The 18,383-nt window shown below is 65.6% G+C and carries 15 protein-coding genes; 11 read left to right on the forward strand and 4 right to left on the reverse strand.

The annotated features are described in order from the left end of the window. The first annotated feature begins 70 nt into the window (after nucleotides 1-70). The 8 genes from putP to F6X61_RS07950 all read left to right on the forward strand — a co-directional run bounded on the left by putP (nucleotide 71) and on the right by F6X61_RS07950 (nucleotide 10,028). A complete protein-coding gene (gene putP, locus F6X61_RS07915; RefSeq protein ID WP_153786132.1) occupies nucleotides 71-1,549 on the forward strand; it encodes a sodium/proline symporter PutP in 1,479 nt (492 codons plus the stop codon). A gap of 142 nt (nucleotides 1,550-1,691) precedes the next feature. Beyond that, nucleotides 1,692-2,528, forward strand: a complete 837-nt coding sequence (locus F6X61_RS07920) for a 23S rRNA (adenine(2030)-N(6))-methyltransferase RlmJ (RefSeq protein ID WP_153786133.1) — start codon at nucleotides 1,692-1,694, stop codon at nucleotides 2,526-2,528. 194 nt (nucleotides 2,529-2,722) lie between these two features. Beyond that, complete coding sequence (locus F6X61_RS07925; protein WP_153786134.1) at nucleotides 2,723-4,480, forward strand: carbamoyltransferase; 1,758 nt, start codon at nucleotides 2,723-2,725, stop codon at nucleotides 4,478-4,480. Further along, on the forward strand, nucleotides 4,464-5,594 hold the full coding sequence (locus tag F6X61_RS07930) for a glycosyltransferase (RefSeq protein ID WP_153786135.1): 1,131 nt from the start codon (nucleotides 4,464-4,466) through the stop codon (nucleotides 5,592-5,594). Before F6X61_RS07925 ends, F6X61_RS07930 begins: the two co-directional genes overlap by 17 nt. Then, nucleotides 5,594-6,490 (forward strand): antimicrobial resistance protein Mig-14, encoded by an 897-nt coding sequence (locus F6X61_RS07935; RefSeq protein WP_153786136.1) that lies wholly within the window; start codon nucleotides 5,594-5,596, stop codon nucleotides 6,488-6,490. The genes F6X61_RS07930 and F6X61_RS07935 overlap by 1 nt, the downstream gene beginning before the upstream one ends. Continuing rightward, complete coding sequence (locus F6X61_RS07940; RefSeq protein WP_153786137.1) at nucleotides 6,487-7,890, forward strand: PIG-L deacetylase family protein; 1,404 nt, start codon at nucleotides 6,487-6,489, stop codon at nucleotides 7,888-7,890. The genes F6X61_RS07935 and F6X61_RS07940 overlap by 4 nt, the downstream gene beginning before the upstream one ends. 47 nt (nucleotides 7,891-7,937) lie before the next feature. Continuing rightward, on the forward strand, nucleotides 7,938-8,891 hold the full coding sequence (locus F6X61_RS07945) for a glycosyltransferase (protein ID WP_153786138.1): 954 nt from the start codon (nucleotides 7,938-7,940) through the stop codon (nucleotides 8,889-8,891). A 48-nt stretch (nucleotides 8,892-8,939) separates the two neighbouring features. After that, on the forward strand, nucleotides 8,940-10,028 hold the full coding sequence (locus F6X61_RS07950) for a glycosyltransferase (protein WP_153786139.1): 1,089 nt from the start codon (nucleotides 8,940-8,942) through the stop codon (nucleotides 10,026-10,028). A 3-nt stretch (nucleotides 10,029-10,031) separates the two neighbouring features. Here F6X61_RS07950 and F6X61_RS07955 read toward each other — a convergent pair whose 3' ends face one another. Beyond that, entirely contained in the window at nucleotides 10,032-10,637 is a 606-nt protein-coding gene (locus tag F6X61_RS07955; protein WP_153786140.1) for a toluene tolerance protein, read from the reverse strand. 105 nt (nucleotides 10,638-10,742) lie between these two features. Here F6X61_RS07955 and F6X61_RS07960 point away from each other — a divergent pair, with 105 nt between their 5' ends. From F6X61_RS07960 to hldE, 3 genes are all read left to right on the forward strand, one after another. After that, complete coding sequence (locus F6X61_RS07960) at nucleotides 10,743-11,918, forward strand: O-antigen ligase (protein WP_153786141.1); 1,176 nt, start codon at nucleotides 10,743-10,745, stop codon at nucleotides 11,916-11,918. 15 nt (nucleotides 11,919-11,933) lie between these two features. Beyond that, entirely contained in the window at nucleotides 11,934-13,742 is a 1,809-nt protein-coding gene (gene msbA, locus F6X61_RS07965; protein WP_110995820.1) for a lipid A export permease/ATP-binding protein MsbA, read from the forward strand. 129 nt (nucleotides 13,743-13,871) lie between these two features. Continuing rightward, the gene (gene hldE / locus F6X61_RS07970) at nucleotides 13,872-15,293 is read left to right on the forward strand and encodes a bifunctional D-glycero-beta-D-manno-heptose-7-phosphate kinase/D-glycero-beta-D-manno-heptose 1-phosphate adenylyltransferase HldE (protein WP_110995812.1); all 1,422 of its coding nucleotides are present in this window, start codon (nucleotides 13,872-13,874) and stop codon (nucleotides 15,291-15,293) included. Nucleotides 15,294-15,379: 86 nt separating this feature from the next. Here the strand turns inward: hldE and F6X61_RS07975 are convergent, their stop codons facing one another. The 3 genes from F6X61_RS07975 to F6X61_RS07985 are packed head-to-tail and all read right to left on the reverse strand — an operon-like array spanning nucleotide 15,380 to nucleotide 18,367. Continuing rightward, nucleotides 15,380-16,345 carry a metal ABC transporter ATPase gene (locus tag F6X61_RS07975; protein ID WP_153786142.1) on the reverse strand — a complete coding sequence of 322 codons (966 nt, stop codon included), beginning with the start codon at nucleotides 16,343-16,345 and terminating at the stop codon, nucleotides 15,380-15,382. 37 nt (nucleotides 16,346-16,382) lie between these two features. Further along, a complete protein-coding gene (locus tag F6X61_RS07980; protein WP_153786143.1) occupies nucleotides 16,383-17,195 on the reverse strand; it encodes an aldo/keto reductase in 813 nt (270 codons plus the stop codon). Next, nucleotides 17,192-18,367: an FAD-binding oxidoreductase gene (locus tag F6X61_RS07985; RefSeq protein ID WP_153786144.1), complete on the reverse strand. Its 1,176-nt coding sequence runs from the start codon at nucleotides 18,365-18,367 to the stop codon at nucleotides 17,192-17,194. Before F6X61_RS07985 ends, F6X61_RS07980 begins: the two co-directional genes overlap by 4 nt. Nucleotides 18,368-18,383 lie beyond the last annotated feature (16 nt).

An 18,383-nucleotide genomic window follows, 5' to 3' on the forward strand; every position in this document is an offset into this window, starting at 1 on the left:
GCCGCCTGGGTGCAACCGCCGTCGTGCACGGCGGGTCGCAAGAGATAAAAACAACGCCAGGGCACAACTCATGGGCAATCCACTAACGATCACCTTCGTGATCTACATCGCGGCAATGGTGCTGATCGGCTTCGCCGCCTATCGCTCCACCAAGAACCTTTCCGACTACATTCTCGGCGGCCGTAGCCTCGGCAGCGTGGTAACCGCGCTTTCCGCCGGCGCATCGGACATGAGCGGCTGGCTGTTGATGGGCCTGCCGGGCGCCATCTACTTCGCCGGCCTTTCCGAGGCCTGGATCGCCATCGGCCTGACCGTCGGTGCCTACCTGAACTGGCTGTTCGTCGCCGGCCGTCTGCGCGTGCAGACCGAGCACAACGGTGACGCCCTGACGCTGCCGGACTACTTCTCCAGCCGCTTCGAAGACCAGACCGGCCTGCTGCGGATCATCTCCGCCATCGTCATCCTGGTGTTCTTCACCATCTATTGCGCCTCCGGCATCGTCGCCGGTGCCCGTCTGTTCGAAAGCACCTTCGGCATGTCCTACGAGACCGCCCTGTGGGCCGGTGCCGCCGCGACCATCGCCTATACCTTCATCGGTGGTTTCCTGGCAGTGAGCTGGACCGACACCGTGCAGGCCTCGCTGATGATCTTCGCGCTGATCCTGACCCCGATCATCGTGCTGATCTCCACCGGTGGCTTCGACACCACCTTCCTCGCCATCGAGGCGGTGAACCCGGCGCACTTCGACATGTTCAAGGGCGCGACCTTCATCGGCATCATCTCGCTGATGGGCTGGGGCCTGGGCTACTTCGGCCAGCCGCACATCCTGGCGCGCTTCATGGCTGCTGACTCGGTGAAGTCGATCGCCAAGGCCCGCCGCATCTCCATGACCTGGATGATCCTCTGCCTGGCCGGTACCTGTGCCGTGGGCTTCTTCGGCATCGCCTACTTCTCGGCGCACCCGGACCTCGCCGGCCCGGTCACCGAGAACCATGAGCGCGTGTTCATCGAGCTGGCCAAGATCCTGTTCAACCCATGGATCGCCGGTGTGCTGCTGTCGGCCATCCTGGCGGCGGTGATGAGCACCCTGAGCTGCCAGCTGTTGGTGTGCTCCAGCGCCCTGACCGAAGACTTCTACAAGAGCTTCCTGCGCAAGAACGCTTCGCAGCAGGAGCTGGTGTGGGTCGGCCGTCTGATGGTCCTGGCCGTTGCGCTGATCGCCATCGCCATGGCCTCCAACCCTGAAAACCGCGTGCTGGGCCTGGTGGCCTACGCCTGGGCTGGCTTCGGTGCCGCCTTCGGTCCGGTGGTGCTGATTTCGGTACTGTGGAAGGGCATGACCCGCAACGGCGCCCTGGCCGGTATCGTGGTCGGTGCGCTGACCGTGATCCTGTGGAAGAACTACGTCGGCCTGGGCCTGTACGAGATCATCCCTGGCTTCCTGTTCGCCAGCATCGCCATCTTCCTGGTGAGCAAGCTGGGCAGCCCGACGAACAGCATGGTTTCGCGTTTTGAAACCGCTGATGCGCAGTATCACGCCGACAAGTAACGCCTGCTGAATCGGCGTTATCCCTATCGCGGGGCAAGCCCGCTCCCACGTGTCTTCGGGCATTTGTGGGAGCGGGCTTGCCCCGCGATGCTTTTTGCCACCCGCAAGGCAGGGTAAACTTGCTGCCTTCGCAGGAGCCGCCATGAACTATCGTCACGCCTTCCACGCCGGCAACCACGCCGACGTCCTCAAACACATCGTGCTCACCCGCCTCATCGCCCTGATGTCGCGCAAGGAGCAGCCGTTCGCCTATATCGACACCCACGCAGGCCTTGGTCTGTACGACCTGCAGGGCGACCAGGCAAGCCGCACCGGTGAATACCTCGAAGGCGTTGCCCGCCTGTGGAATCGCGATGACCTGCCGGCCGTCACCGCCGACTATATGGGCGTCATCAAGCGCCTGAACAAGAACGGCGAGCTGCGTTACTACCCGGGCTCGCCCGAGCTGGCCCGGCGCCTGATGCGCGAGCAGGACCGTGCGCAGTTGAACGAAAAGCACCCCGAAGACGGCGTGCTGCTCAAAGAGAACATGAAGAAGGACCCGCGCGTCACCGTGCACCTGGGCGAGGGTTGGCACATTCCGCGGGCCCTGCTGCCGGTACAGGAAAAGCGCGCAATCATGCTGATCGACCCGCCGTTCGAGCAGGCCGACGAGCTCAAGCGCTGCACCGTAGCGATGAAAGAGGCGATCGGCCGCATGCGCCAGACCGTCGCGGCGATCTGGTACCCGATCAAGGACCAGCGCTCGCTGACCCGCTTCTACCAGGACCTGACCAGCACCGGCGCGCCCAAGCTGCTGCGGGTGGAACTGTACGTACATCACCAGGACAGCCCGCAGGGCCTGAACGGTTCGGGCCTGGCCATCGCCAACCCGCCGTGGGGGCTTGAAGATGAACTCAAGGCGCTGCTGCCGTGGCTGGCCAAAGAGCTGGCGCAGACCGCTGGCAGCTACCGCATGGACTGGTTGATTGCCGAATAACCGGCCAATTCGAGCTTCGTGGGAGCGGGCTTGCCCCGCGATGGCGTCGCTGCAGGCACCGTCATCGCGGGGCAAGCCCGCTCCCACGTCCAGCTCATCGCGTTGGCTGCGCTTTGCGTTATAATCCCGCCCTTTAGCCGCCATCCGCCCATCGGGCCGCTGGCGCACTTCTACCGATTTGAGAGGCTAACCCCTTGGCACTGACGATTCTTGGCCTGTCCGGCGCCCTTAGCCATGACCCTTCCGCGGCCCTGTACATCGACGGCAAGCTGATTGCCGCCGCCGAAGAAGAGCGCTTCGTGCGTGACAAGCATGCGAAGAACCGCATGCCCTACGAGTCGGCGAAGTTCTGCCTGGAACAGGCCGGCATCAAGCCGTCGGACGTCGACGTGGTGGCCATTCCCTTCGCCCCGATCAGCCTGTTCGGCAAGGCCCGCTGGCACTACGCCAAGCGCTACTGGTACGCCCCGGACCGCGCCCTCGACGCGCTGCTGATGGGCAACCGCCGCTACAAGCGCTACCGCAAGAAGATCGTCTGGTGCCTGGAGCAGCTGGGCTTCGACCCGAAGAAGATCAAGATCGAGCCGGTCGAGCACCACCTGGCCCACGCTTCCAGTGCCTACCACTGCTCGGGCTTCAAGGAGAAGACCGCGATCCTCGGCATCGACGGCAAGGGCGAGTACGCCACCACCTTCTTCGGCTATGGCGAAAACGGCAAGATCCACAAGATCAAGGAATTCTTCGACCCGGATTCGCTGGGCGGCCTGTATGGCGCGATCACCGAGTTCCTCGGCTTCGAGATGCTCGACGGCGAGTTCAAGGTCATGGGCATGGCGCCGTACGGCGACGCCAGCAAATACGACTTCTCGCGCCTGGCCAGCTTTGAAAACGGCGAACTGGTGATCAACACCGAGTACGCCAACGTCATCGGCCTGCGCCGCTATAAAGAGAAGGGCAAGGGCTTCTACTTCTCGCCCAAGCTGATCGAGTGGCTGGGCCCGAAACGCGAAGGCGACATCGCCGACGAGCCGTACATCCACTACGCGGCGAGCATGCAGGCGCTGTTCGAGAAGCTGGCCCTGCAGATGATCGACCACTACCTGGGCGACACGCTGAAAGAAACCGGCAAGCTGGCCTTCGCCGGCGGCTGCGCGCTGAACGTCAAGCTGAACCAGAAGATCATCGCCCGCCCGGACGTCAAGGAGCTGTTCGTGCAGCCGGCCTCCGGCGACGCCGGTACCGCTGTCGGCGCGGCGGCCTATGTGTCCCACGCCCGTGGCGTGCCGGTCGAGAAGATGGAACACGTCTACCTCGGCCCTGCGTACTCCAACGAAGACGTGATCGCCGCCTGCGCCCGCCACCCGAGCAAGCCGACCTGGCGCAAGCTCGAGAACATGCCCGAGCAGATCGCCAAGATCATGGTCGACGGCAACCCGGTGGCCTGGTTCCAGGGCCGCATGGAGTTCGGCCCGCGTGCCCTGGGTGGTCGTTCGATCATCGGCTGCCCGAGCGTGCCGGGCGTGGCCGACCGCATCAACCACCAGATCAAGTTCCGCGAGCGCTGGAGGCCTTTCTGCCCGTCGATGCTCGACACCGTCGCACCACAGATGATCAAGATCGATCACCCGGCGCCGTTCATGACCTTCACCTTCGAAGTGGCTGAAGAGTGGAAGACCCGCGTGCCGGAAGTGGTCCACGAGGACGGTACCTCCCGTGCCCAGGTGCTCAAGCGCGAGTACAACCCGCGCTACTACGACATGATGAAGGCGCTGGAGAACCTCACCGGTAACGGCGTGTCGCTGAACACCTCGCTCAACCGCCGTGGCGAACCGATGATCTGCTCGCCGACCGATGCCCTGAACATGTTCTTCGGTTCGGACCTGCAGTACCTGATCATGGAAGACATCCTGGTGGTCAAGGACGGCGCGGCGCCTTATGACCAGCCGCTCTGAACCGCGGATCCTGCAGTTCTGCCATGGCTATGACGGGCCGTTCCTCGATTGCGCCCGTCAATACGCCAGCCTGTTCCAGGGCAGCGGCTACAAGGTCACCACCGTGTTCCTCACCGGGGCAGCCGACGCAAAAGTAGCGGCGGGCTGCGCCTCGGACGAGGTGCTGTTCCTGGAGTTCAGCTCCAAGGCCGTGCGCGGCCTGAAGCTGGGCGCCATCGCTGCGCTGCGCAAGATCGCCGCGCAGCGCAACTTCAGTTTCTGCATTGCCCACCGCTTCAAGCCGATCTACGTGGCGCTGCTGGGCACCGGCTTGCCGGTGATCGGTGTGCACCATGCCTTCGGCGACTACGAGCGCAAGGGCCGGCGGCTGTTCGCCAACCTGTTCCGCCAGCGCCTGAGCCTGCTCGGTGTGTCGGACGCCGTGCGCGATGACATGCGCCGTTGCCTGGCGCAGTGGCCCGCCGAGCGCATCCAGACCCTCTACAACCGCATCGATGTCGAGGCGCTGCAGGCCAGCCTGGTGCCGCGCAGCGAGGCACGCCGGGCCCTGGGGCTCGACGAGCAGGCCTGGGTGGTCGGCAATGTCGGCCGCCTGCATCCGGACAAGGACCAGGCCACCCTGCTGCGCGGCTTTGCCGAAGCACTGCCGGGGCTGCCGGCCGGGGCGCGCCTGGCGATCCTGGGCAAGGGCCGCCTGGAGTCGAAGCTCAAGGCGCTGGCCGTTGAGCTGGGGATTGCCGCGCAGGTCGACTTCCTCGGCCAGGTGCCGGATGCCCGTCGTTATTTCAAGGCGTTCGATGTCTTTGCGTTGAGTTCCGACCACGAGCCGTTCGGCATGGTCCTGCTCGAAGCCATGGTCGCCGGCGTACCGCTGCTGGCCACGGCCTGCGGCGGTGCGCGCGAGGTGGTCGAAGGTGTCGGCGTGTTGTTCCCGCTGGGTGATACCGCGCAACTGGCCCAGGGCCTGAAGCACTTGGCCGGGCTGGACCCGCAGCAGCAGGCGGCCTGTGCGCAGCACATGCTGCAGCGCCTGGGTGAGCGGTTCAGCGATCGGGCGGTACGCGAAACCTTCTGGCAACTGCCGCAAGTCCGTGCACTGGTTGCGGAGGCCTGATGCTCAACTTTATTCAGGGCTGGCGCGAGCGCGGCTGGCAGGTCATCGATGCGGCTGCCTACAACGAGGCCTGGCAGCGTTTTGGCGGCAGTGTCGCCACCCATCCGCAGGTGATCGAGCAACTGGCCGACCTGGCGCAGATCCCGGTGCGTTACCTCGGTTATCCACAGGCTGGTGAAATCAAGGCCGCCGTGCCGGTGTGGGGGCGCCACCTGGCGCTGTCCAAGGACGTGCTCAAGCGCCATGGCAAGAAGGGCCTGTTCGACCTGGGCAATGCCGAGATCATCCTGCCGGCCGCCGCCGATGCGGCCGCGCCGCTGCGCCATGCAGGGCGCTACCTGTCGCAGCTCAACGAGGGTCGCTTCAGCGGCCTGAAGGCGCAGCCCGAGCAGCTGGCCATGGCCCGTGCCCATGAGGACCTGTCGAAGAAGTTCCGCTACAACCAGCGCCGCGAGCTGCGCCTGCTGGAAGAGGCGGGCGGGCAGGTGCGGCCGATCGGTGACTTCACCTCGGCGCAGATCGCCGCCATGTACTGCGACCTGTTCCAGCGCCGCTGGGGCTTCCCGGCTACCGGTGCGACGCACATGGCCGAGGTGGTCGAGCGCCTGCGCGAGCTGCTGGTCGGTTCGGTGCTGTTCCTCAACGACGCCCCCATCGCCATCCAGCTGGTGTACCGCGTCGAGGCGCCGCAGTGGATCAGCGTGGAGTACGTCAATGGTGGCGTCGACCCCGAGACCAAGGCGTTCAGCCCCGGCAGCGTGCTGAGTTTCCTCAACACCCAGGCCGCCTGGGAGGATGCCAACAGCCGTGGCAAGGCGCTGCGGTTCTCCTTTGGCCGTGCCGACCGTGAATACAAGGACCGTTGGTGCAACCCTGTGCCGGTGTTCCAGTCGTGAGCCGCAAGCAGCAACTGCTCAAGCGCCATCGGCGCAACAAACGCCTGGGATTGCTGGCCGGGCTGGTACTGCTGGTCGCGCTGGGCCTGTTCAGCTGGTGGTGGCTGCCGCTGTTGCTGCTGCCGCTGCTGTGGGCCGCGCATGAAGCCTGGTTCGCCGACCACCTGTTCTATGCGCCCGGTGAAGACTACGTCTACCGTTTCGGCGAGCAGACCCGCGAAGCCGACGCGACGCTGCAAGGTGATCTGCTGCGCACCGATGCTGCCTTGCAGGGCAATGAGACGCTGGTCCTTGAAGTTGGCATCAAGAGCGGCTGGCTGGGGCGCTTCCTCGATCCGCGGGTCGAGCTGCTGTGCGGCACGAAGCGTGACGTGCAGACCTTCGAGCGCGGCGCCAACGGTGTGCGTTATCTCAACCTGACTGGCCTGGCCGAGCCGCTGGCGGCGGGCACCTTGCACATGCGCGGGCGCCATTGCCGGCTGCAGGGGGCGCCGCGCCTGTGGACAACCCCGGCCATCGAGTTGCGCAAGCGTCGGGTGATGGTGATCGCGCCCCACGCCGACGACGCAGAGCTGGCTGCCTATGGCTTGTACAGCCAGGCCGAGGAAACCTGGGTGGTCACCCTGACCGCTGGCGAGATCGAAGCCGAGCATTACCAGCAGATGGGTATGCAGAAGGCCGAGGCCGCGCGGCTCAAGGGCCGGCTGCGGGCCTGGGACAGTATCGCCGTGCCGCGTTGGGCGGGTGTGCCGGAATCGCGTTGCGTGCAGTTGGGCTATTTCTGCCTGCAATTGCCCGCCATGCAGGCGGCGCCGGATCAGCCACAGGGTTCACGTGAAGCGGACATGGCCGATATCCGCCCGTTCCGCTGCTTCAACCCGTTCCCGCTGCCCGCCGATGCCGACGGTGCGCCTACCTGGCACAACCTGCTGGCCGACCTGCGCGCGCTGCTGGAGCTGGCCAGGCCGCAAGTGCTGGTGATGCCGCACCCGACCCTCGACCCGCACCCCGACCACATCTGCGCCCAGGCCGCCGTGCGCGAAGCGCTGCAAGGCCTGGCCTGGCAGCCGGAAACCCTGCTGTGCTACGCCAACCACCTGCACGACAACGACCGCTGGCCGATGGGCGACAGCGGTGATGGCGTGGCCTTGCCGCCTCAGCTGGAAAGCACCGAAGCCTGGGCGCCCTGCAGCCTGGTGCTGGACACCGCGACCCAGCGTGACAAAGCCATGGCCCTGGGCATGATGCACGACCTGCAGCCCCCGGCCGCTTTCAAGCGCCGCCTGCGCCGCCTGCTGCAACGCTGGCTGGCGGGCCGCCAGCCATCGCCCTATGGCGAGAATGAATTTTTCCGCAAGGCCGTTCGCCGGCACGAGCTGTTCTGGCGCCGCGACCTGTGAGCCTGACCCATGATGACCGCGATAGCGCCGAGCGCCCAAGGAACGCAATGAAAGTCCTATTTCTGGTGCAGAAGGAACAACGGGCGATTCTCGATCGCCTGTATGACGGCGTCGCGGCCCACTGCGACTGCGACCTGCGTTGGCTGAGTGACGAAGACCAGCGCAACCTGCGCCGCTACTTCAAGCGCGAAGTCGACGCCACGCGCTATGACCGCATCGTGTTCTTCCTGCGCTTCAAGCAGGAGATTCGCCAGGTCGCGTTCATTCGCAGCATCCCCAACCTGGTGATTCTCGAGCACGACGCCTACCAGAACTACATCCCCTGCAAGTACACCGGCAAGTTCAGTGCGCATTACCGGCAGCTGCCGTGGGCGCGGGTGATCAGCTCCGGTTACATGGTCAGTGAGCGCTTGCGCCAGGAAGGCTTCGACGCCGTGTTCGTGCCCAAGGGCTACGACGAGCAGCTGTTGACCGACCAGGGGCGTGAGCGCGATATCGAGCTGGCTTTTGTCGGCAGTACCAACAGCGTTGCCTACAGCGGCCGCAAGGCGCTGCTGGACGAGCTGGGGCAGGTGGAAAACCTGGTGGTGACCCGCACCAAGTCCGGTGAGGACTACTGCAATACCCTCAATCGCATCCGCTTTTTCGTCAGTGCCGACGTCGGTATGGGCGAATACATGATCAAGAACTTCGAGGCCATGGCCTGCGGGTGCGTGCTACTGGCCTACGATCAGGGCGAGGAGGAGAATCGTGCGCTGGGCCTGGTCGACATGCATAACGTGGTGCTGTACGACAGCATCCCGGTGCTGCAGGCCAAGTTGCGGCAACTGCGCGACGATCCGGCACTGGCGGCACGCATTGCCGACAACGGGCGCGAACTGGCAACGTCGCGCTTCAGCTTTGCCCAGGTCGGCCGAAGTATTGTCGAACACATGGAGCCCCCTCTGCGGCCGCATCCGCCGCTGACCTTCTGGCAGCGAGTGCTGATGCACATCGGCTGATCGAAGAGCTGGCTGGCCCATTCGTATGACCGTAGGGGCGCGATACCGTTGAATATCGTCAATGTGATGTGGTCGGGTGGCTCGCCGTTCATGTCCGTACACACTGTCCACCGCCAGCTGCTGGCGCACGCCCCGAAAGGGGCGCAGATCCGCAACTGGCTGTTGCTAGGCGATGGATTGTGCAGCGGTGTCGGCGAGACACGTAGTTGGCATTTACCGTCGCGTGTACTCAAGGGGCGCATGCCCCACCGCCTGGCTTTGTCCTGGGTGCGCTGGCGCATGCTGCGCGCGCTGCGTGAGGCGGCTGCCGATGTGCTGCTGCTGGACGGGGTCGGGGTCGCCCGCCTGTTGCTGCCGCTGCTTCACCGCCTGCCAGGCGTGCAGGTGGCTGTGCTGTTCCATGGCACGACCCGCCTGAATGCCAAGGATGTGGGCCTGTTCCGCCAGTTCCCGGCCGAGCGCCTGCGGGTCGCGGCGGTGTCGGCCACGCTGGCGCGTGCGCTCGAGCAGGATCTTGGGCGGCCGGTGCAGACGGTGCGGATCGCCCTTGACCCGCAGGCGTTTTGCCAGCAGTTGCTGGGGCGTGAACAAGCCCGCCAGGTGTTGGGGCTGCCGGAAGGCGGGCCGGTGCTGGGCGCGGTGGGGCGGCTGGTGGAGAGCAAAGGCTTTGCGATGCTGTTGGAAGCCTTCGCCGAGGCGCACGCACGGATGCCGGGCGCGCAGCTGGCAATCCTGGGGGATGGCGAGTTGCGCACGCACTTGCAGGCCCGTGCCGAGGCGCTGGGGGTGGCCGACAGCGTGCGTTTCTGCGGCCATCGTGACGATCTGGCGCGGCTGTATCCGGCGTTCGACTGGTTGCTGGTGCCCTCGCGCTCGGAAGGCCTCGGGCTGGTGCTGCAGGAGGCGCTGCTGTCCGGGGTGCCGGTGGTCTGCAGCGACCTGCCGGTGTTCCGTGAGCAACTGGGTGAAGCGGGCGTTTATCTGCCGGTCGGCGACCAGCCCTCTTGGGCCGAGGCCATCGCCAGCTGCGCCACGCGCGATGGCGCGGCAGTGGCGCGGGAGCAATGGCAGGCGCTGGCGCCCGAGCAGGGCTGGGCGGCGTTCAAGGCCGGCTCGGCAAGCCTGCTGGGGGGCTGAGCATCAGTGGCCGATCAAGGCCGCCTGGAACTGCGCGAGGGGGAACTGCTGGTCCAGTTGCTCGCGCTCGATGTAACGCGCCATGTGCTGCACGTTGCGTCGCACCATTCGCGATGACAAGGGCGCGCGCAGGAAGCGCATGTCGGCTACGTCGATCAACCCCAGCAGCCCTTCGGGAGTCTGCACCACGTTGCCCAGGTGCAGCGAGCGGAAGTAGATACCCGAGCGATGCAGGCGCCGGACCAGCTCGATCAGCTGCGGCAACAGCTCGTCCCAACTGAAGCCGGGTTGGCGGGAGAGGCCCAGCAGGGTGTCGCCCGGCAGCGGGCGATACAGCACGGCGGTGCGGCCAGGCAGTGGCAGCTTGTGATGGCTGATCACTTCCAGGGTTGGCAGGCCCAGTTGCGCCAGGCGCAGGGCGTTGTCGATGAAGCGTTGCGAGTAGGGGCGCAGCAGCGCAGATGAAATCAGCCGCTTGCGACGAAAAACCTTGAGGATATTTCCATCTTCAAGCAGGTAGACTTTGGCACCATGGCTATCTGCCTCTAGCACCTTGGCGCCGAGTATCAGCCGATCGAAGTCGGTCTGGGAAAGCCGGGAGCATTGCATGAGTTCTGGCCTTGTCTTCATGGGCAGGCAAAATGACCGGCAATAATGCCGAAAATTATCTGTTAGCACCATGCCGGTGTATTCGGGTTTCAACGAGGGAAAGGGATGTTGTACGAAAAGCGCTGGGCCAAGGCCTGGCTGGGGCTGGGTTTTGTCTGGTTCCTGGCGGCGATCGCACTGGCGCCGAGCAACAAGGTTTACCAACAGGGCCTGGTCCTGTTCCTGTGGTTGCCCACCCTGGGCCTGGCCTGGTCGGCCCGGCAGGTGTTCATCGAGGCTTGGCGGCGCCAGCCGGCATTGTGGCTCGCGCTGCTGGGCTTGTTGGCCTGGAGTGCCGTGACACTGGCCTGGTCCACCGCCGAGGATGTCTCGCGCGAAGGCAAGCGGCTGTTGTACATCGTGCTTTTCCTGATGGCCTTCCCCCTGTTGGCACAGGCGGGTATCGACCGCATCTGGCGCCTGCTGATGCTGGGCGGCGGGTTGCTGGCGCTGGCGGCGCTGATTTCGGTGGTGCGCTTCTACGGTCTGCAGGGCCAGCCACTGGTGACCCGTATCGAGGGTATCGGTGAAATTTCCCACCCGATCCTGGGTGGCTATGTAGTCGCAGCGGCGGCGCTGTGGCTGTTGTACGGCAACCCGCGCCAGCGCGGTCTGCAACTGGCCTGGGCGCTTGCCCTGGCATGCCTGGGGGCCTTCGTGTTGTTCAGCCAGAGCCGTGGTGCGGCCCTGGCGCTGGTGGCGACGGTGATCCTGGCGCCGCTGTGGCATCGCACTCGCAGCAGCGCCCTGTTCGCACTGCTGGCGGCCCTGGCGACCGCCGTGGCCTTCTACCTGATGTACGGGTTGATCACCCAGCGGGGTTCATCGTACCGGCCGGAGATCTTCCAGGCGGCCATGCAGATGATCAGCGAACACCCACTGACCGGCCTTGGCCTGGGTGCCTTCTACCGGGTACAGGCGGCGGGCCAGGAGTTCGACCACACCCACAACATGTTCACCCATATCGCCGTGGAGCTGGGCTTGCCCGGCATGCTGCTGTGGACGGCGGTCTGGCTGTTCGCCCTGGGCGAGATCGTGCGGGCCCGCGCCACGCTGTTCGGCAAGGTCCTGTTCGGCTTCTGGGTGTTCTCCACCCTGGCCATGCAGTTCGACGCCGCCAGCCTGACCGGCACCCCTCGCGCCGAATGGTTCATCAGCTGGCTGCCAGTGGCGCTGGTGATGTTGTTGCCCTGGGCACATGTACGGCAACAACCCTGTGGTAAAATCGCCGGTTCAACCTGAACAGCGAGCTCGATGATGGCCGAAACACCGCTCCCGGCGGAGAACTCCTCCAGCCTGAAGATCTACTTCAGGCTGCTGAGCTACGTGAAACCCTACGTCGGCATTTTCCTGCTGAGCATCGTCGGTTTCGTGATCTTCGCCTCTACCCAGCCGATGCTGGCCGGCATTCTCAAGTACTTCGTCGACGGCCTTAGCAACCCAGAGGCCGTCCTGTTCCCCAACGTACCCTACCTGCGCGACCTGCAGCTGCTGCAGGCCGTGCCGCTGCTGATCATCCTGATCGCGGCCTGGCAGGGCCTGGGCTCGTTCCTGGGCAACTACTTCCTGGCCAAGGTTTCGCTGTGCCTGGTGCACGACCTGCGGGTCGAGTTGTTCAACAAGCTGCTGGTGCTGCCCAACCGCTATTTCGACAACCACAACTCCGGGCACCTGATTTCGCGCATCACCTTCAACGTGACCATGGTCACCGGTGCTGCCACCGATGCGATCAAGGTGGTGATCCGTGAAGGCCTGACCGTGGTCTTCCTGTTCGTCTACCTGCTGTGGATGAACTGGATGCTGACCCTGGTCATGCTCGCCATCCTGCCGGTGATCGCGGTGATGGTGAGTACCGCCAGCAAGAAATTCCGCAAGCAGAGCAAGAAGATCCAGGTGGCCATGGGCGACGTGACCCACGTCGCGTCCGAGACCATCCAGGGCTATCGGGTGGTGCGCAGCTTCGGCGGCGAGGCCTACGAGCAGCAGCGTTTCGACAACGCCAGCCAGAGCAACACCGACAAGCAACTGCGCATGACCAAGACCGGCGCGCTGTACACGCCGATGCTGCAGCTGGTGATCTACACCGCCATGGCCGCGCTGATGTTCCTGGTGCTGTTCCTGCGCGGCGATGCGTCGGCCGGTGACATGGTTGCCTACATCACTGCCGCAGGCCTGCTGCCCAAGCCGATCCGCCAGCTTTCCGAAGTCAGCTCGACCATCCAGAAAGGCCTTGCGGGTGCCGAGAGCATCTTCGAGCAGCTCGACGAAGAGCCGGAGGTCGATACCGGCACCGTCGAGAAGGCGCGGGTCGAAGGCCGCCTGGAAGTGCGCAACCTCAGCTTCACCTACCCTGGCACCGAGCGCCAGGTGCTCAGCGATATCAGCTTCACCGCCGAGCCTGGGCAGATGATTGCCCTGGTCGGCCGCTCCGGCAGCGGCAAGTCGACGCTGGCGGCGCTGATCCCGCGCTTCTATCACCACAGCGAAGGGCAGATTCTGCTCGATGGCGTGGAGATCGAGGAGTACCGGTTGCGCAACCTGCGCCGGCACGTGTCGCAGGTCACCCAGCACGTCACCCTGTTCAACGACACCGTGGCCAACAACATCGCCTACGGCGACCTCGCCGGCGCGCCGCGCGCCGACATCGAAGCCGCGGCGGCCGATGCCTATGCCAAGGAGTTCGTCGACCAGTTGCCCAAGGGCTTCGATACTGAAGTCGGCGAGAACGGCGTACTGCTCTCCGGCGGCCAGCGCCAGCGCCTGGCGATTGCCCGGGCACTGCTGAAAAACGCACCGCTGTTGATCCTCGACGAGGCCACCTCGGCCCTGGATACCGAGTCCGAGCGGCATATCCAGGCGGCCCTGGACCATGTGATGCAAGGCCGGACCACCCTGGTGATCGCCCACCGCTTGTCGACCATCGAGAAGGCCGACATGATCCTGGTGATGGACCAGGGGCGGCTGGTGGAGCGTGGGACCCACACCGAGCTGCTGGCGGCCAATGGCTATTATGCCCGCCTGCATGCCATGGGCCTGGATGCGCCGGAAAACGCCGATATCACCTGAAACCTCAAAGATCGGGGCCTGCATGGCCCCGATTGTCACTGCAGTTGTCCACAGTGAAGCTGGCCGTAAAGCCATCCTCGACCCTGTGCTAATATCCTGCCCCTGTTCACTTTTTCATATGGGTTGCCCATGAAGTTGTCCATGCCGCGTTTCGATCAAGCCCCGGTACTGGTGGTCGGCGATGTCATGCTCGACCGCTACTGGCATGGCGGTACTTCACGTATTTCGCCTGAAGCGCCGGTGCCGGTGGTCAAGGTTGATCAGATCGAGGATCGCCCCGGCGGTGCGGCCAACGTCGCGTTGAACATTGCCGCCTTGGGCGCGCCAGCCGCGCTGGTCGGCGTCACCGGCCAGGACGAGGCTGCCGACAGCCTCGCCAACAGCCTGCAGGCTGCCGGCGTGCGCTCGATCTTCCAGCGCATTGCGCACCAGCCGACCATCGTCAAGCTGCGTGTCATGAGCCGTCACCAGCAACTGCTGCGCATCGATTTCGAAGAACCCTTCGCCACCGACGCGCTGTCGCTGGGCGCCGAGGTCGACGGCCTGCTCGAAGGCATCAAGGTGCTGGTGCTCTCCGATTACGGCAAGGGCGCGCTGAAGAACCACCAGGCGCTGATCCAGGCCGCCCGGGCCAAAGGCATTCCGGTGTTGGCCGACCCCAAGGGCAAGGATTTTTCCATCTACCGTGGCGCCAGCCTGATCACGCCCAACCTGAGCGAGTTCGAGGCCATCGTCGGCCGTTGTGCCGACGAAGCCGAACTGGTCGCCAAGGGCCTCACCCTGCTCGACGAGCTCGACCTGGGCGCGCTGCTGGTGACCCGTGGCGAGCACGGCATGACCCTGCTGCGCACCGGCCACCCGGCCTTGCACCTGCCGGCTCGGGCCCGTGAAGTGTTCGATGTCACCGGTGCCGGCGATACCGTGATCTCTACCCTGGCCGCCGCCATTGCTGCCGGTGAAGAGCTGCCCCACGCCGTCGCCCTGGCCAACCTGGCCGCTGGCATCGTGGTCGGCAAGCTCGGTACGGCGGCCATCAGTGCCCCGGAACTGCGCCGGGCCATCCAGCGCGAAGAAGGTTCCGAGCGGGGCGTGCTGGGCCTGGAGCAGTTGCTGCTGGCGATCGACGATGCGCGTGCACACAACGAGAAGATCGTCTTCACCAATGGCTGCTTCGACATCCTGCATGCCGGCCACGTGACCTATCTGGAGCAAGCGCGCGCCCAAGGCGACCGGCTGATTGTCGCGATCAACGACGATGCCTCGGTCAGCCGTTTGAAAGGCCCGGGCCGGCCGATCAACAGTGTCGATCGGCGCATGGCCGTGCTGGCTGGGCTGGGTGCGGTGGACTGGGTGATCAGCTTCCCTGAAGACACCCCGGAGAACCTGCTGCGCCAGGTGAAGCCGGATGTGCTGGTCAAGGGCGGTGACTATGGCATCGACCAGGTGGTCGGCGCCGATATCGTCAAGGCCTACGGCGGTACGGTGAAGGTGCTGGGGCTGGTCGAGAACAGCTCGACCACCGCCATTGTCGAGAAGATCCGCAAGCACTGATGCTGTAGCAATCGCGGGGCAAGCCCGCTCTCACGGTCTTAAACGCTCGTGGGAGCGGCGGTGCGCCGGTGCGACTTGCCCCGCGATCATTTGTGCAGTTTGTCTCGCGCCCGCTCGAGCAACTCGCGGGCCTTGTCACTGAAGCGCTGCAGGTGCGTTTCCGGCTTGTGCTTCTGGGCCAGCCCCTGCTGCTTCAGCCAATCCCGCCAGCGCACCCGCTCATCGCGTACCACCCAGCCCTCCTGGCGCGCAAAGCTTTCTGCCAGCCACACCCCGCGCGTACTCGCTGGCAGCAGCTGGTCCTTCTTCAGGGTGTAGAGCTCAGGCAGCGGCTGGCCATCCTTCAAAGGCATCAGGTACAGGTCCGGGCGCTTGCGGTTCAGCCGCGCCACCAACTGATCACCTTCCAGCCGTTCATCGACGTGGAACAGGCTCAACGGCTTGGCTTCCCTGGGCACCTGCAGGCGCAGGTCATAGATCAACTGCAGCGAGGCCGTCGGCAGGTGCACGTAGGCCCGTGGCCGCTCCAGCAGCATCAGCTTGGCACAGTGCACCGGGCGGGCGGCGCCGGATTCGGGCGAGAGCACGAAGGGCGGTGCTTCGCGGTAGTGCAGGGCGGCGGCGTAGGGCGCCGGCAGCCAGGTATCGTTGAAGCGCCCGCCCAGCCAGCCCTCGGGCGTTTCCAGCAGGCATTCCTCGGCCACTTCCTGAATGGCGGTGAGTAGCGGCAGGTTCAACTCGTGGGCGGGCACATAGCCGGAAATCAGCTTGAGCACCACATCGCCACGGTCCTGGCGGCGCTGGCGCACCAGCACCCAGTAGTCGCGGCCCTGCCAGTTCAGGGTGAGGCGCACCGAGACGCCGAGGTTGGCCAGCTCGGCCACGAAGTGCTCGGAGTCGGCGACCTGAATGGCCTTGCGCCGCTGCAGGGTCTGGGCGAAGTTCAGCGGCATGCCGATGCTCTGGTAGGTCAGGCCATCGGGGGTGGCCTCGACGTGCAGCGGCAGCGTCTTGAAGTTGCTCGGGTTCTTGCGGATCAGCGTACGCGGCACGAGGCTCCTCCTTGCGTTGGGCCCCCGCCCGGGCGGCTCAGGGCCGGGCCAGGATGCGGGCGACGGTGGCCACGTTGTGGGCCAGGTGCAGCGGGTTGATGGTGCCGACGATGGCACTGTTCACACCCGGGTGGGCAAACAGCAGCTCGAAGCTGGCCTGCACCGGGTCGACCCCGGGGGCCAGGCAGACATGCCCGCTGGCCAGGGCTTTCTTCACCAGGATGGCCTTGCCGTGCTCGGCAGCGTAGTCCAGCACCGGGCGCTCCGCCTGCTCGTTGAGGTTGTAGGTGACCATGGCGCAATCGCCCTGTTCCAGGGCTTTCAGGCCACCGGCAACGGTTTTGCCAGAGAAACCATAGCCGAGAATCTTGCCCTCCTGCTTGAGTGCGGCAAGGGTTTCATAAACCTCTTCGTGCTCGAGGATCGCCAGGTCGTTGCCGTCGGAGTGCACCAGCACCAGTTCGATGCGGTCGGTTTCCAGGCGCTTGAGGCTGCGCTCCACCGAGCGACGGGTGTGCGCGGCGCTGAAGTCGAAGCGCGATTGGCCGTCGTCGAATTCTTCACCGACCTTGCTGACGATCACCCATTGGTCGCGCTGGCCACGCAGCAGCGGGCCCAGGCGCTCCTCGCTGCGGCCATAGGCCGGTGCGGTGTCGATCAGGTTGATGCCCAATTCGCGGGCCTGGGCGAGCAGCAGGCGGGCGGCTTCGTCATCGGGGATGGTGAAGCCGTTGGGGTATTTCACGCCCTGGTCGCGGCCGAGCTTGACCGTGCCCAGGCCCAGTGGCGAAACACGCAGGCCGGTGCTACCCAGTGCGCGGTGATGATCGTGCAGGGTTGGCAGGCTCATGGCAGCAGTTGCTCCCAGGCCGGTACGCCCAGTGGCGGGCGCGGCAGGTCGGTGAGGTCGGGGCGGGCGGCCGGGCGGATGCCGTCGCGCTCGAGGCTGGCCAGCACGCGGTCGGTCAGGTCCGGCGCCAGGGCCAGCTTGGTCGGCCAGCCCACCAGCAGGCGCTGTTGCTCGGCGAGGAAGGCGTTGTCCGGGCGCACCAGGCCAGATTGCCCAGGTTCGGCACGGTCGATGCGCAGCGTGGCCCAGCGGATCAGGCTCTGATCGACCCAGGGCAACAGGCCGGCAACTTCTTTTTGCGCGGCAGCAATCTGCGCGGCCGGTTCGCGGGCGACGCCGTCGGCTTCGGCGAGGTCGCCACCGAGGTACCACACCCACTGGCCGTCGGCCGCCGGGTGGGTGGTGACGGTGATGCGCGGCTTGGGCCCGCCGCCCAGGCAGTGGGCATACAGCGGCTTGAGGTTCGGCCCTTTGGCCAGGACCATGTGCAGGGGGCGGCGCTGCATGGTCGGCTGGTTCAGGCCGAGGGCGTGCAGCAGGTCTTCGGTGCCGCCACCGGCACTGAGGACGATGCGCTGGGCGCGGATCTCGCGGCCATCGACGTTCAACCCGACCAGTTCGTCGCCCTCGCGCAACGCTTCGATGCGCTCGCCGGCCAGCAGGCTGTCACCGGCCAGCTGCGCCAGGTTGGCCAGCAGGCTGGGTACGTCGATGACCAGTTCGGCCAGGCGGTACACCTTGCCCTTGAAGGCGCGGTCCTGCAGGGCCGGCGGCAGTTGCTCGCCCTTGACCTGGTCGACCCGGCCACGCACGGCCTTGCTGGCGAAGAAGCTGGTGAGGTTGCCGGCCAGGGTGCCGGGGGACCAGAGGTAGTGGGCATCGGACAACAGGCGGGTGCCGGTCAGGTCCAGCTCGCCCGTGCCGGCGAGGGCTTCGCGCCAGCGCCGCGGCATGTCGGCGATGGCCTCGGAGGCGCCGGTCAGGGCGCCATGCAGGGCGTACTTGGTGCCGCCGTGGATGATGCCTTGCGACTTGATGGTCTGCTCGCCGCCCAGGCTGGCGCGCTCCACCAGCACGGTCGAATAACCCTGCTTGCGCAGGCGGGCATTGAGCCAGAGGCCGGCGACCCCGGCACCGACGATCAGCACGTCGGTGGAAATGGCGGATGGCATGCGGGCACCTCTAAAG

Origin of the sequence: Pseudomonas sp. EMN2 (assembly GCF_009650555.1) — a bacterium.
Lineage (GTDB): Bacteria > Pseudomonadota > Gammaproteobacteria > Pseudomonadales > Pseudomonadaceae > Aquipseudomonas > Aquipseudomonas sichuanensis.